Raw genomic sequence first — 13,346 nt, forward strand, 5'->3', positions numbered from 1 at the left:
CGCAAATGCACAAACACGTATCCGCGAATTGACTGTCGCAGGACCAATTACGCAGAGGACACGAGACCGCCGAGAGTTGCAATCGCGATCCTGTGCGCATTCGCAAATCGCCGCAGCCCAAAGCGGCACGATGCCCGCTGCGAAGGACCCACCGACCGAACGTGTGAGGAGCTGTCGGTGGGGCCCCCGTGCCGCGTGTCCCTCATGAAACGCGGTAGGCAAAGCCTCGCCGGGCTACGGATGGGGGGCCCGGCAGGGCTTCTGCACTCGAGAATCGAGTAGGGAATCGACCCGGTGCACGCCCAGATTATCCACGGCAGTCCGCCACCGCCACAGCTACGCTCACCGTTCAAGCATCGACTGCATCACACAGGGCATCCGCCTCCTCCTATGAAGAGAGGGGTGCGTCTTCGTTTGGTCGACCCGGCCACGCACCTCGGCGCCGGGGTCTTGCCGTCACGTCACCGGAGGCGACACGCGGCGACCATCAATGCGCGCGATCCGGGCGAACCCCTCAAAACCAGCCGAGCGCACAAGCGGGACCATGCGCCTCGGATTGGGTGGATGGGTCGTGATGAAGGAACCCCGCCAGCGTCCATACCTGGGTGGCCAACGACAACGTGAAGTGGACCCCGTTTGGTGGACACCTCGTGTAGGAGGTAGTTCATGTCGAATGGTGAAGGTCCGGTCCGTCGTCGGAGGACGACGTATACCCCGGAGTACAAGGCCGACGCCGTGGCGATGGTCCTCGATACCGGTCGCACGATCGCCGAGGTCGCCCGCGGCCTCGGAATCGGTGATCAAACGCTGGGTGTGTGGGTCAAGCAGGCCCGCATCGACCGCGGCCAGCGCGAGGGCCTGAGCAGCGAAGAACGGGACGAGCTGACCCGACTACGCCGGGAGTTGGCGAAGGTCACCGAGGAGCGCGATCTGCTCAAACGAGCCACGGCTTTCTGGGTGAAGGAGTCGACCCGGTGACCCGCTACCGCTGGGTCGACGACCGGAAAGCCGAAGGATTCCCGGTGCGCCCCGCGTGCCGGGTGGCGCAGGTGTCGACCTCGGCGTACTACGCCTGGGCCGGCCGACATCACCGCGGCCCCACCGTAGCCGAACTCGACGAGGCGTACCTGGTCAACGCGATGCTCGACATCCAGACCGAACACGACCGCACCTACGGGTGGCGGCGGATGACCGCGGCGCTGCGCCGAGCCGGCTGGTTGGTCAACCACAAGAAGATCGCCCGGCTGATGCGCGAGAACCGGATCGGTGCGCTGCTGCGGCGACGGAAGAAGCGCACCACGATCCCGGCTCCGAATCCGCCGGTGGTACCCGATCTCGTCGAGCGCCGATTCGCACCCACGGCACCGGATGTGGCCTGGTGTGGGGACATCACCTATGTCCGAACGGGTGAGGGCTGGCTGTATCTGGCCTCGGTCCTGGATCTGGGCTCGCGGAATCTGCTCGGGTACGCGATGGCCGATCACATGCGCACCGACCTGGTCACCGACGCATTGACCATGGCGGTGGGAATCCGCGGCGGCAAGACGAACGGAATCGCCTTTCACAGCGACCGCGGCAGTCAGTATCTGTCGGCGGATTACCGGCAGCATCTCGCTGCATTTGGGATGCGGCAATCGGCTGGCCGGACCGGTCAATGTTGGGATAACGCGGTGGCCGAATCGCTGTGGTCGAGTATCAAACGCGAACTGCTGCATCGGTATCGGTGGCCCACCCGGGCGGCGGCACGGCAGGCGATCTTCGCCTGGATCCATCGCTATAACCGGACTCGGCTTCATTCGTCCCTGGGTTATCTGCCGCCGGTCGAGTACGAACAGCAGTACCATCACAACCGAACCGTCAGCGGACTCGAAGCCGCATAATCACGTGTCCGGCAAACGGGGACCAGGTCATGGTGACCGGGCTGGCCGCGCTCGTCCGAGCGGGCCGCGGTATCACCCACGAGGAGATCGGCAAATTCCCGCAGAGCGCTCGAACCCATCACATCCGCGCGGCATTTGTCGCCGCGGGAGTTGTGCCGCAGCGAAACGAGGCGCTGGCTCAGCTCCAACTCTGGGTCGATCGCATCGTTCCCACTCTCCCTGTCCAACATCAGCCCGTCATCCGCGCCTACGCCGAATGGCACCTCGTGCGCCGTGCCCGACTCCGGGCAGCCCGCCGGCCCTTCCGCCCTGACGCGGACGCACTGAACCGGCAACGGATCCGGTGCGACATCGCCTTCCTGAGCTGGCTCGCCGATGGGGGGCCTCAATCGGCACCCTGGGTCAGCACCACGTCGATACCTACTTCGACACCGGCCCCTCCAAGTCCAGAGAGTTGGGCACCTTTCTGGCCTGGATGCAGGCACGGCGCCTGATCACGGGAATCGAAGGTCCTCGCAACAAGGACGGCCTCCCGCAGCGGTTCCAGGACCACGAAGACTATGCCGAGCAACTACGGCGGTGCCTGACCGACGACGAACTTCCGCTCGAGATTCGCATCGTCGGCGCGCTGGTCCGGCTCTACTCCATACCGGTGGCCCGCATCGTCGAGCTGACCGATTCCACCGCGACGACACCCACGCCTATCTGGTGATCGAGCAGAACGCGGTCGTTCTTCCCCCTTGCTGGCTGCAGGGTGCGGGGGATCCGGCGGGTGGGCGTACTCGGGTCCGGGAAGGACTCCTACGGCGGTGAATCCCACTCGGGTGCAAACAAGTTTGCGGGCAAGACCGGCTCGGTCACCTGGTCCGACTCGACCCTCGGCGTGTGCGGTTGCGCCGGCTACGCCCAGGCTCGCAGCTACGTTAAGGTTGCCGTGAGCACCGACAACGAAGTCATGCAAGCACACGAGATCGCGGTGACCCCGCCCACGGTTCGCACAGCTGACCCGGTCTCGAACGCGGTCCGGCTGGTCAATCGGCTGCCCGGACGGAGGACGCTTTCACCGTGGTGTATGTGGCGCGGATGCGTTCACCGCGAATCATCCGCATCTCCATCACGTGGGCATGCGGTTTCCCGCGTACGCGACGTCCACGTGAAGTCCACCGAATTCCGGTCGTTCACACCCCACACGATGGTGGGGGACTTTTCGCTACCCTGGGGATTCGGGGCCGGGGGGATTCCACGGGATCTGCAACGGTCCCGCCTCTTTACTTGTGCATGACTACTTGTTGATTTACTCTTTGTGCTAGTGGGCGAATGTGGGTAACAGTACGTCGCCCTCCGATGGTATCGAGTCTCGTCCGTGTCAGGGATCGGGCGAGGGCGAAGGGTGCCGGTTGGTCCGGCTTCGCAGACCTGGCCGAGAGGTCCTTCGCCAGATCAACTGCTGCTTCATGGGCGTGCCGTAGCAGTTGCGTTTCACCCTCTGCCGAACTGGGTGGGACACACTCGTGCACCGTTGGGCGGCATGAGGAATCCCGCTGGCCGCCCCCTTTGTCGGGTAGCCGGGGGTCGGCGGGATTCCGTCACACCGCGGGGGACTGGCGTTGAACTCTGCCGTTACCGCGGCCGCCTCTCGGACTGCCGCGGTCATTCGGTCGCACGTCGACCCGTGCCGCTCCGCCTCCTGGTGCTCCGAATTGCTCTCGCCTGCCTCGCAGTTCGCACCGGTCAGAGGGAAAGGGGGTGCCTGGCGCGGTCCAGTGTGAGGGTTTGGCAACGACTTTGGGCAGCAGGGTCAGTCCGGGGGTGGGTGCCGGCGCCGGGTGACCCGCGAATTACCCGTCCATGCGGCTCGACGTCCTCTGCGCGGCGGGTGCCTGCTGGGGTCGCCAGCGCCCTTTGACCGTCTTGCCGATGGTGGGGGAGCGAGGCCCGGAATTCAATGTTGTTCGTGGTGCTGCGGGTAGGGGATGTGTAACTGGTTGATTTTTAGCTACTTTCGTCCGGCGGACAGGCGTCCGTCGAAGGTGATTTCGAAGGCGTTCAGTGCTCCCTGCCCGCGGTTGGACCAGCGCTGGCGGGCTGCTCCGTACACCTCGGCCATGTGCGCGGAGGTCTCACCGGTGGTCAACCCCTTGGCCGACAGTGAGATCACGTCTTCCACCCCGGTGAGCCGCCGCTGCCGTTTGGCTACGATCTTCGGCTCAAAGGAGGATTCCCGGTGACGGGGCACCTCCAGTTCGACCGGGCCAGCCTCGGTAAGCACGGTCTTGGCTCGTCTGCCGTTGCGGGAGTTGCCGCGCCTCTGCCGGCGGGGTCGCTCTTGCTGTAGCCGAGGTGGTCGTCCATCCCGCCTTCGAGCGCGGACTCCACCACCAGCTTGGTCGGTTTCGCCGACAATCCGCCGTCGCCGGTCAACTGTAACCCTTCGACCCGCGCCTGCTCGACCAGTTCCTTCAGCCGCGCATCGCTGACACCCGGCTGAGCCGGGTTCGTCTCTGGCTCACGATCGATCACGTCAGTCATAGTGGCGTATCTCTTTGAGTTACAACGTTGTTCCCAGTCCCAGAGTCGGAAATTTTCCATTGCGCCGAGCGCGTCGCCGCATTTCGAGTCCTTACAAGCGCGGCGGCAGCGTGCGACGCCTGTGTTTAACGGAACGATCGTCGCGTGAAGTAGGCAGTGTGTATTCGGCGCGTGATGTTGGGATCGCAGTCGGACAGGTAGATCGCCTGTCGCAGAGCTTCCAGGAAGCGGGTTGTGGTCATCCCGAACTGGACCATGACTTCATCCGCCGGCGGTCCCCCGTACGGGAGCCAGGTCTGCGCGAAGCGAATCAGCTGGTCGGCCTCGCGCGGAACGCGGGAGTGTCGTTCCGCGCGGATCCTGTCACGCAACCGTTGTCGTCGATCAAGGCGGTGCACTGTGGGGAGCTCGTCGGCGGCGGGACTGTCGGCGCGCCCCCTGCTCGACGAGGGATCGGGCCGAAAGTTGCGGTTGGTGCGCGGTTCAGGCATGGGAAACCAGCTGTCTCGGGAGTACGTCATTTGAAAGTGCGGGGTTGAGTAATGGAAGTACCGGCGGAGCTGGGCCCTTAGAGTCGTGTGGCCATGCTTGACGAGACGATCGACGGCGCCCGACAGTCATCGAGTGACGGGGTGTGAGCCCCAGTCTGAGATTTCTCGAGTCGTGCGAGGATCGACGATCCGTACACGTGCTCGAGATCGGCGCGGGTGCGCGCGGGAATGCGTCTGCGGTGGAGACGAATTGCAGTCAGTAGGCGGCGCCGGTAGTCGTCGACTCCGATATGGAAGAGGTCTTCGATTCTGTCCGGGGTGGGTCCGCCGATTGGTGCCCATAAGATGGCCAGGTCGAGAATCTCGTCGTCGGGATGTGTCACCGTCGATTCCATTGTCTTCTCCGAACCGTGTGCGGGTGAGTTTTCAATAGTGGCCGCGTCCGAGGGGGCCGGTCCGGGCCGGCAGCCGCCGTCGTACGAGTGCGGACGTCGGCGGCCGCTGCCTCAGCCATGGAACACTGATGCCCTGCGGAGAAAGGGACAACCGGATCAGAGCGGAAATAACTTGTCGGGGAAGTTGTCGTGCCAGATTTCGAGGAGCGTTCCGTCCGCGATCAGGTGTTGGATCGCACCATTGAGTGCGGTGCGCAATGCAGTGGAATCCTTGCGCACCGCAATGCCATATGGGTTACCTGTGGGTGCGATGAAGGCGACCCGCAGCGTGCCGGTGGCTTCGAGTGCGGGCAGCACGATCTCGTCGTCGACGAATGCGTCGATGGTGCCGTCGACGGCGGCGTCGGCCATCTCGTGGAATGCGTCGTCACTCGAGCCGAATTCGATGACCTCGGCACCGGCGAACGAGGCGGCGAGGGCAATGTTGGTGGTTCCGGCGATGGCCCCGACCTTGCGGCCGACGAGGTCGGCGGCCGATGTGATGGGACTGTCGGTCCGGACAACGACGCCTTCGTTGAACCGTCCGTAGGGGATGGTGAAGTCGACGACCTCTTCGCGGGCGGGGGTGATGGCCTGATTGCACAGGATCGCGTCGCATCGCAGTTCGGTCAGTGTCGGCACGAAATCGGCCCACCGACGCACGTCGACCCACTGCAGTTCGAGGCCCAGGTGCTTGGCCAGCGCACGACCGAGGTCGGGCTCGTAGCCGAATCGCACCCCGTCGACAACCGAGGTCATGGGGGGTGCGGCAATGTCCGTGGAGCACAGGACAAGAGTTCCGGTTTGAATGAGTTCGAGATCGCTCACGGTAAGGATCCTTCTGAAGGTGATACCGGCATGGAGGAGCGGACCCCGCCCAGGGGGCGGGGTCCGAAATGGTGTGTTACGGGGTGTACCGCAGGTAGGCGTCGAAGTCCCAGTTGGTGATTGCTCCGGTTCGCCGGTTCCATTCGTCGCGCTTGCAGGCGGTGAAGGTTTCGTAGAGCGCGCTGGGCAGAATGGCGCGGACCGCCTTGTCTTCCTCGAGTGCGTCCAGGGCTTCTGTCAAGGTCAGCGGCGGCGGCGCGAAGGCTGAGGAAGCGTCATCAGAGGTTCCGGCGTAGGCGTTGCCGAGTTCAGGCTTGCCGGGATCGAGGTTGCGGCGGATGCCGTCGGCCATCGAACCGATCAGTGCGGCGTGGGACAGGTAGGGATTGACGGCCGCGTCGGGAGAGCGGACTTCGACTCGTCCGGGCAACACACGATAGCTGGTGGTGCGGTTGTCATATCCCCAGTTGGTGACCGCCGGCGCGAACAGGCCGACATCCCAGAATCGGGCGTAGGAGTTCGCCGTCGACGCGAACAGTGCGGTCATTCCGCGGGTGTGCTCGAGCAGGCCGCCGAGCGCGTGCCGGCCGAGTTCGGTGAGGTCGTCATCGTCGGCGAAGACGTTGTTCTCGCCGCGCCACAGGCTCGCGTGGTGGTGGCAGCCGTTGGCCATGATTCCGGGCACCGGCTTGGGCATGAAGGTAGCCAGGACACCGAACTCTTTCGCTACCGCCATGCAGATCTGCCGGTAGGTGATCAGCCGGTCCGCTGTGGCGAGGGCGTTGTCGTATTGGAAGTTGCACTCGAGCTGGCCGGGATCTTCGTAGTCGGACTGGATCATTTCGAAGCCCATTTCCTGGGCGTACTGCGTGATGCGCTTGAGGATCGGCATCATTTCCGCGATGTGTTCGAGGTGGTAGGAAGGGCCCACCCAGTCGGGGAAGAAGGAGGCGGAGCGGTCGATGGCGTCCGGGCCGGAAAACCAGCTCATCTCCGGTTCGCATCCGGTGCGGAGCTCGAGCCCGGTCTCCTCACGGAAGGCGGCGATCACGCGCTTGAGGTTGCCGCGGGCGTCGGCCTCTTCCGGTTCGCCCGGCCCGATCTCCTCGCGCAGCGAGCGGAAGTGGTCGCAGAAGACCCGTGCGACACTCGGATCCCACGGCAGGATTTGCACCGTGGCTAGGTCGGGCACGAGGAGACCTTCCCGGGTGCTGATGCCGCCCGGTCCCAGCAGTTCACCGGCCAGGCTCGCCTGCAGGCCGCCGGCCGCGGCGTAGCCGAAGGGCACGCCCTTGCGAGCGGCGGTGCCGAGGAAATACTTGACGGGCATGACCTTGCTGAGGACGCGGCCCTGCACGCTCACGTACTGGCAGTGAATGTGGGTGACATCGCGTTCGTCGAACAGTCGCCGACACCGTTCCAGCTCGGACTCGCGGGCGGGATCGCTCAGCGCCAGCTCCAGTGGGGTCGCGTGTTCGCGGGTGGGCATATTTGGCCTCCGGGGTCTGAAGATATTGTGCGGCGCCGCGCTCGAACAAGCGAGGCTTCGGATCGAAGCTCGGGGCGGCACACGGGGAACCCAGGGCCGAACCCTGAGTGATGAATATAACATCTGGCATTAGATGTTATCGGCTTGTGCGGGTATCCGCAAGCCCTGATTGTCGATCAGTTCGGGTAACCGGGCGGTCTGTACGCATGTCCCGGCGCCACCGCGAGCGGGGCGCCGGGCCATCGGGCCCCAGGCTCAACCGTGCTTGATCCAGACGTGCTTGACCTGCGTGAACTCGTCGATACCGTAGCTTGAGCCTTCACTTCCGTAACCGGAGTCCTTGACCCCGCCGTGCGGCATCTCGGGAAGCATCGACAGATGGTCGTTCATCCAGACGGTGCCGAACTCGAGGCGCGGGGCGGTACTCATCGCTCGATTGAGGTCGCCGGTCCACAGCGATGCGGCCAAGCCGAAGGGGGTGCCGTTCGCCCACTCCACCGCCTGGGCGTCGTTGTCGAACGACTGCACGGTCACGACCGGCCCGAAAATCTCCTCCTGCACGATCGGATCGCCCTGCTCGACCCCGGTGATCACTGTCGGAGAAACAAAATTGCTGTCGAAGTTCGGGTCGAGGTGGCCGGTCAGGACTTTCGCGTTCCGAGCGTTCTGGACATAGCCGACCACTCGGTCGCGGTGCTCGCGATAGGCGAGGGGCCCCATTTCGATGTGTTCGCCCTCGTCGGGTGCCCCCACCCGGACGGACTCGAACGCGGGCACCAGGCGATCGAGAAAATCGTCGTAACACGATTTCTCGACCAGCAGCCGCGGCGCCGCCAGGCAGACCTGGCCGGAGTTGACCGTGGCGGCATGGCGGATTCCCGCGGCGACGGCGTCGAGATCGGCATCAGCGAACACGATGGCAGGGCAGTTACCCCCCAATTCGAGATGCACCCGCTTGAGGGTCTGTGCCGCTGCGGCGGCCACCGCCTTCCCGGTGGTGACCGCGCCGGTGACCGATATCATCCGAACCGCGGGGTGCTGAGCGAGCGTGGAGCCGACCGGATCGCCCTGCCCGGTGAGGACGTTGAGGACTCCGGGCGGCAGGATCGGGGCCGCCAGTTCCGCCAACGCCAGCGTCGTGAGCGGGGTCTGCTCGGCGGGTTTGAGCACGCACGCGTTGCCCGCGGCCAGTGCGGCGCCGACCTTCCAGATAGCGCCCATCAGGGGAAAGTTCCACGCCGTGATCAGGCCGACCACCCCGACGGGTTCGCGCCGCACAATCGACGTGGTACCGCGGCGGAACCCATTGGAGGCCAATCCTTCTCCACCGCGGATGGCGCCGGCGAAGAAACGTAGACCGTCGATCGCCTCGTCGACCTCGCCGCGGGCCAGCAGGATGGGCTTACCCACATTCGCCGATTCGAGATCGGCCAGGTCGCTCTTGTGCGCGGCCATCGCATCGGCCAAGCGGAAGAGGAACTCCGATCGCTCCCGAGGCGTCGTCTCACGCCATGTCTGCCAGCCGGATTCGGCGGCACGGACCGCAGCGTCGACGTCGAATCGTGAGCTCACCGCCGCTTCGCCGATCACCGTGCCCGTGGCCGGATTCGTGATCGGCGCACGCGCGCCGTCGGCGGGGTCGACCCACCGACCGCCGATGAAGTTCTGACTGCGCACCATCGTCATGCTCTCGCTCCTCCGTTGACATCCATATATCAAACCTATAATGTCAGAGGTTAGAAGGCAAGATCCGGATTTGAGTGAGATGGAGGTAGTCGAGTTGAGTGCAAATCCCGTGCAAGCCATCGATTCCGACCCGAGCAGACACTTGTGGATGCATTTCAGCAACATGGGAGCGTATGCACAGGGGGCCGAAGTCCCGGTCATCGTCCGCGGCGAGGGTTGCTACGTGTGGGACCAGCACGGGAACCGGTATCTCGACGGCCTGAGCTCGCTCTACTGCGTCAACGTCGGTCACGGCCGCTCCGAGCTGGCCGACGCCGCCGCCAAGCAGGCGACCGAGTTGGCTTTCTTCCCGACCTGGGGCTTCGCCCATCCCCGCGCGATCGAACTCGCGACCAAGATCGCCGACCTGGCGCCCGCGGACCTGAACCGGGTGTTCTTCGTCGGCGGCGGTGGTGAAGCCGTGGACTCCGCATTCAAGCTCGCCCGCCAGTACCACAAGATTCGGGGAAATGCCGGCAAGTACAAGGTGATCTCCCGCAACACCGCGTACCACGGCACCACCCTGGGTGCGTTGGCTGCCACCGCGTTGTCGCCGGCACGAGTTCCCTTCGAGCCGTTGCCCATCGGCGGAAGTCACGTGACGAACACCAACGTGTACCGGCTGGACCCGCAGGCTGAGGATGCGCTCGCCGAGGCGATCCGGGAACGAATCGAATTCGAGGGACCCGACACCGTCGCCGCAGTGATCCTCGAACCCGTTCAGAACTCGGGCGGCTGCTTCGTCCCGCCCGAAGGGTACTTCCAGCGCGTCCGGGAGATCTGCGACCAGTACGACGTCCTGCTGATCTCGGACGAGGTCATCTGTGCCTTCGGGCGGCTGGGGGAGTGGTTCGGCGCCCAGCGCTTCGACTACGTGCCCGACATCATCACCACAGCGAAGGGCCTCACCTCGGCCTACGCCCCCATGGGGGCAGTCATCGCCTCCGACCGCGTCATCGCTCCCTTCCTCGCCGACAACAACGTCTTCATGCACGGTGTCACCTTCGGTGGCCACCCGGTCGCCTCGGCGGTGGCACTCGCCAACATCGAACTGATGGAAAACGAGAAGATGCTCGAAAACGTGCGCGCCAACGAACCGGTCTTCCGCAACATGCTCGAGTCGCTCCGAGACATCCCCCTCGTCGGCGACGTGCGCGGCGCCGGCTATTTCTGGGCGATCGAACTGGTCAAGGACACCGCGACCAAGCAACGCTTCTCCCCAGCCGAGGGCCGCACGCTGCTGGCCTTCCTCGCCCCCGAACTCTACAAACGGGGTCTGATCTGCCGGGCGGACATGCGCGGCGATCTCGTCATCCAACTCGCGCCGCCGCTCATCGCCGGCCCCGGACACTTCGCCGAGATCGAGACCATCCTGCGGTCGGTGCTCGTCGAGGCCGCGGCGCTCTCGCTGCCGACCGAATGACCCCCAGGAGAAATCTGATGACCAGCCCGATTCACACCACCGGTCTGCCCGCGTACCAGATGTACGTCGACGGGCACTGGGTCGAGGCCGACTCTGGCGCCACCTACGCCACCGTCAACCCCTACACCCAGGAGCCCTGGTCGACGGCCCCCGACGCCACCGCCGCCGACGTCGACCGCGCCGTGGCCGCCGCCCGCACGGCACTGACGACCGGGCCGTGGTCGACCGCAACCGGCGCCGAACGAGCACGACTGCTGCGCAGACTCGCGGACCTCCTCGAGCGGGACGCCGCCGAACTCGGAGCCGTCGAGACCACGGACAACGGGAAACTCCTGCGCGAGATGACCGGACAGATGGCCTACCTCCCGCAGTGGTACCGGTACTACGCCGGCATCGCCGAGACGCTCGGCGGCGACACCCTGCCGTCGGATCGCCCGAACTTCTTCATCTACACCCGGCGTGAACCGGTCGGCGTGGTCGGTGCAATCCTGCCCTGGAACTCACCCCTGATGCTGCTGGCGTGGAAACTCGCGCCCGCCCTCGCCGCCGGTTGCACCCTCGTCGTCAAACCCTCCGATTACACCCCGGCCTCCACCCTCGAATTCGCCCAGCGCATCGACGAGGCGGGCTTCCCCCCAGGCGTTTTCAACGTCCTGACCGGCACCGGCCCAGAGGTCGGCAAGGCACTCGCCAGCCACCCCGGCATCGACAAGATCGCGTTCACCGGATCCACCACGGTCGGTATCGAGGTCGGCCGCGCGGCCCTACAGAACATGACCCGGGTGCTGCTCGAACTCGGCGGCAAATCCGCCCAACTGGTCTTCCCCGACGCGGACCTGGAAGCCGCCGCCAACGGTGTCATCGCCGGCATCTTCGCGGCCACCGGGCAGACCTGCCTCGCCGGCTCACGCCTCCTGGTCCACGAGTCCGTCCACCACGAGCTGGTCGAGCTGATCGTGCGCCGGGCGAAAACCATCGTGCTGGGAGATCCGACCGATCCGGCCACCGAGATGGGACCCGTCGCGAACGAGACCCAACTTGCCTCGGTGCTCGGGAGGATCGAGAAGGCGGTCGCCGACGGCGCCACCGTCGCCACCGGTGGTGGTCAACCGACCGGCCTCGGCGGACTGTTCGTCGAGCCCACCGTCCTCACCGACGTCCGGCCGGACATGGCCATCGCCCAGGAGGAGGTCTTCGGTCCTGTGCTTGCCGTGACGCGATTCTCGACCGAGGAAGAAGCGCTCGAGCTGGCCAACGGCACCAGGTACGGGCTCGCCGCCGGAGTGTGGACCCGTGACCTGCAGCGCGCACACCGCGTCGCCGCCGCGGTTGTCGCCGGCACTGTGTGGATCAACGCCTACCGCGTGGCCGGACCCGGCGTGCCGTTCGGCGGATTCAAGATGAGCGGGTGGGGACGGGAGAACGGACCCGAGGCAGTTCTCGAATACACCGAAACCAAAGCGGTCTGGGTCGAGTTGACCGGCGCCACCCGCGATCCCTTCACGATCGGCTGAGGTGACCCCAATGCACTCCTCGAACACCTCGAAGCGTGTGAAGGTCGGCATCGTCGTCGGCGTCGAACACGGGGATTTCGGTATGTGGACGAACATCCCCACCGCGATGCTGCCGACCACCTATGTCGAAGCCGTCCGCCGCACCGGGGCGCTCCCGCTCCTGTTCCCCGCCGGCGACGAGTTGGCCGAAAATCCCGACCAGGTACTCGATCTCGTCGACGCCGTCATCCTGGCCGGTGGCCGGGACATCGGCCCGGCGACCTACGACCAGACCCCCCATAGCGCCACAGCCGAGCCCGACCTCGCTCGCGATCGGGTCGAACTCGCGGTGGCCCGGCGTGCCCTCGAACTCGACGTCCCGATCCTCGGCATCTGTCGAGGGATGCAGATGCTCAACATCGCCTGCGGGGGAACGCTGGACCAGCACCTGCCCGACTCGCTCACCCACGACGATCACGCGGCCCACGACGGCGTGTTCGGCAAGCACGAGGTCTCCCTCGTCCCGGAGACGGTCGCCGCGTGGGCGTACCAGTCCGACACCGCGACCGTGTACTCCGCGCACCACCAGGGCGTCGGACGGCTCGGCGACGGGCTGACGGTCAGTGCGCGCTCGGTCCCGGAGGGGGTGATCGAAGCGATCGAGTCGCCCGGGCATACGTTCGCGCTCGGCGTGTTGTGGCATCCCGAGCAGGACCCGACGACCCCACTGTTCAGGGCGTTCCTTGACCGCGTCGAGGAACGGGCATCCCACAGCCGCCCCGGCCGCTGACGGCTCCGGCCACACGACAAAGACCGAATCAATCACAGCAACGCATTGACCACCCGCAAAGTGAGGCCCACAATGAAAGTCACCGTAGACACCGCGGTATGCGCGGACCACGGACAGTGCATCTTCAGCGCTCCCCAGGTGTTCGAGTTCGCCGAGGACGGGAAGCTGGTCTGGGAGCCCTCGCCGGACGAGTCGCTCCGTGCGTCCGTCGAGGAAGCCGCGGACGTATGCCCCGTCCAGGCGATCCGTATAGCCGACTGACCC

General features: G+C 65.5%; 10 protein-coding genes and 2 pseudogenes. 8 read left to right on the forward strand and 4 right to left on the reverse strand.

Going from position 1 to position 13,346, the window contains the following annotated elements; all coding sequences use genetic code 11:
* Positions 1-666 precede the first annotated feature (666 nt).
* From H0B43_RS34950 to H0B43_RS34965, 4 genes and pseudogenes are all read left to right on the forward strand, one after another.
* The gene (locus H0B43_RS34950; RefSeq protein ID WP_185723806.1) at positions 667-978 is read left to right on the forward strand and encodes a transposase; all 312 of its coding nucleotides are present in this window, start codon (positions 667-669) and stop codon (positions 976-978) included.
* Entirely contained in the window at positions 975-1,880 is a 906-nt protein-coding gene (locus H0B43_RS34955) for an IS3 family transposase (RefSeq protein WP_185723805.1), read from the forward strand. The genes H0B43_RS34950 and H0B43_RS34955 overlap by 4 nt, the downstream gene beginning before the upstream one ends.
* Positions 1,881-2,355: 475 nt before the next feature.
* Complete coding sequence (locus H0B43_RS34960; protein ID WP_185723804.1) at positions 2,356-2,592, forward strand: hypothetical protein; 237 nt, start codon at positions 2,356-2,358, stop codon at positions 2,590-2,592.
* Between the two features lie 84 nt (positions 2,593-2,676).
* Positions 2,677-2,829 (forward strand): annotated as a pseudogene (locus H0B43_RS34965) (MspA family porin); the annotation flags it as partial.
* A 1,134-nt stretch (positions 2,830-3,963) separates the two neighbouring features.
* On the opposite strand, the pseudogene H0B43_RS34970 reads toward H0B43_RS34965, so the two are convergent.
* The 4 genes and pseudogenes from H0B43_RS34970 to H0B43_RS34985 form a co-directional block, all read right to left on the reverse strand.
* Positions 3,964-4,409 (reverse strand): annotated as a pseudogene (locus H0B43_RS34970) (transposase); the annotation flags it as partial.
* Positions 4,410-5,451: 1,042 nt separating this feature from the next.
* On the reverse strand, positions 5,452-6,162 hold the full coding sequence (locus H0B43_RS34975) for an ABC transporter substrate-binding protein (RefSeq protein ID WP_185723803.1): 711 nt from the start codon (positions 6,160-6,162) through the stop codon (positions 5,452-5,454).
* Positions 6,163-6,238: 76 nt separating this feature from the next.
* Positions 6,239-7,651, reverse strand: coding sequence for a glutamine synthetase family protein (locus H0B43_RS34980; protein WP_185723802.1), 1,413 nt, complete (start codon positions 7,649-7,651; stop codon positions 6,239-6,241).
* A gap of 255 nt (positions 7,652-7,906) precedes the next feature.
* Positions 7,907-9,502 carry an aldehyde dehydrogenase family protein gene (locus tag H0B43_RS34985; protein WP_252189643.1) on the reverse strand — a complete coding sequence of 532 codons (1,596 nt, stop codon included), beginning with the start codon at positions 9,500-9,502 and terminating at the stop codon, positions 7,907-7,909.
* On the opposite strand from H0B43_RS34985, the gene H0B43_RS34990 reads away from it, so the two are divergent.
* From H0B43_RS34990 to H0B43_RS35005, 4 genes are all read left to right on the forward strand, one after another.
* Positions 9,417-10,799 carry an aspartate aminotransferase family protein gene (locus H0B43_RS34990; protein ID WP_185729671.1) on the forward strand — a complete coding sequence of 461 codons (1,383 nt, stop codon included), beginning with the start codon at positions 9,417-9,419 and terminating at the stop codon, positions 10,797-10,799. The two genes, H0B43_RS34985 and H0B43_RS34990, sit on opposite strands and share 86 nt — an antisense overlap.
* A 17-nt stretch (positions 10,800-10,816) precedes the next feature.
* Positions 10,817-12,313: an aldehyde dehydrogenase gene (locus tag H0B43_RS34995; protein WP_397517425.1), complete on the forward strand. Its 1,497-nt coding sequence runs from the start codon at positions 10,817-10,819 to the stop codon at positions 12,311-12,313.
* A gap of 10 nt (positions 12,314-12,323) precedes the next feature.
* On the forward strand, positions 12,324-13,082 hold the full coding sequence (locus tag H0B43_RS35000) for a gamma-glutamyl-gamma-aminobutyrate hydrolase family protein (RefSeq protein ID WP_185723800.1): 759 nt from the start codon (positions 12,324-12,326) through the stop codon (positions 13,080-13,082).
* Positions 13,083-13,154: 72 nt separating this feature from the next.
* Entirely contained in the window at positions 13,155-13,343 is a 189-nt protein-coding gene (locus H0B43_RS35005) for a ferredoxin (protein WP_185723799.1), read from the forward strand.
* Positions 13,344-13,346: the final 3 nt, after the last annotated feature.

Origin of the sequence: Rhodococcus sp. 4CII, assembly GCF_014256275.1 — a bacterium.
In the GTDB taxonomy this organism is placed as follows: Bacteria; Actinomycetota; Actinomycetes; order Mycobacteriales; family Mycobacteriaceae; genus Rhodococcus_F; species Rhodococcus_F wratislaviensis_A.

Bases quoted from the DNA above. Each gene is read 5' to 3' on its own strand.
- H0B43_RS34950 (WP_185723806.1), top strand. From the start codon at position 667: ATGTCGAATGGTGAAGGTCCGGTCCGTCGTCGGAGGACGACGTATACC.
- H0B43_RS34960 (WP_185723804.1), top strand. From the start codon at position 2,356: ATGCAGGCACGGCGCCTGATCACGGGAATCGAAGGTCCTCGCAACAAG.
- H0B43_RS34980 (WP_185723802.1), bottom strand. From the start codon at position 7,651: ATGCCCACCCGCGAACACGCGACCCCACTGGAGCTGGCGCTGAGCGAT.
- H0B43_RS34990 (WP_185729671.1), top strand. From the start codon at position 9,417: ATGGAGGTAGTCGAGTTGAGTGCAAATCCCGTGCAAGCCATCGATTCC.
- H0B43_RS34985 (WP_252189643.1), bottom strand. From the start codon at position 9,502: ATGTTGCTGAAATGCATCCACAAGTGTCTGCTCGGGTCGGAATCGATG.
- H0B43_RS34995 (WP_397517425.1), top strand. From the start codon at position 10,817: ATGACCAGCCCGATTCACACCACCGGTCTGCCCGCGTACCAGATGTAC.
- H0B43_RS35000 (WP_185723800.1), top strand. From the start codon at position 12,324: ATGCACTCCTCGAACACCTCGAAGCGTGTGAAGGTCGGCATCGTCGTC.
- H0B43_RS35005 (WP_185723799.1), top strand. From the start codon at position 13,155: ATGAAAGTCACCGTAGACACCGCGGTATGCGCGGACCACGGACAGTGC.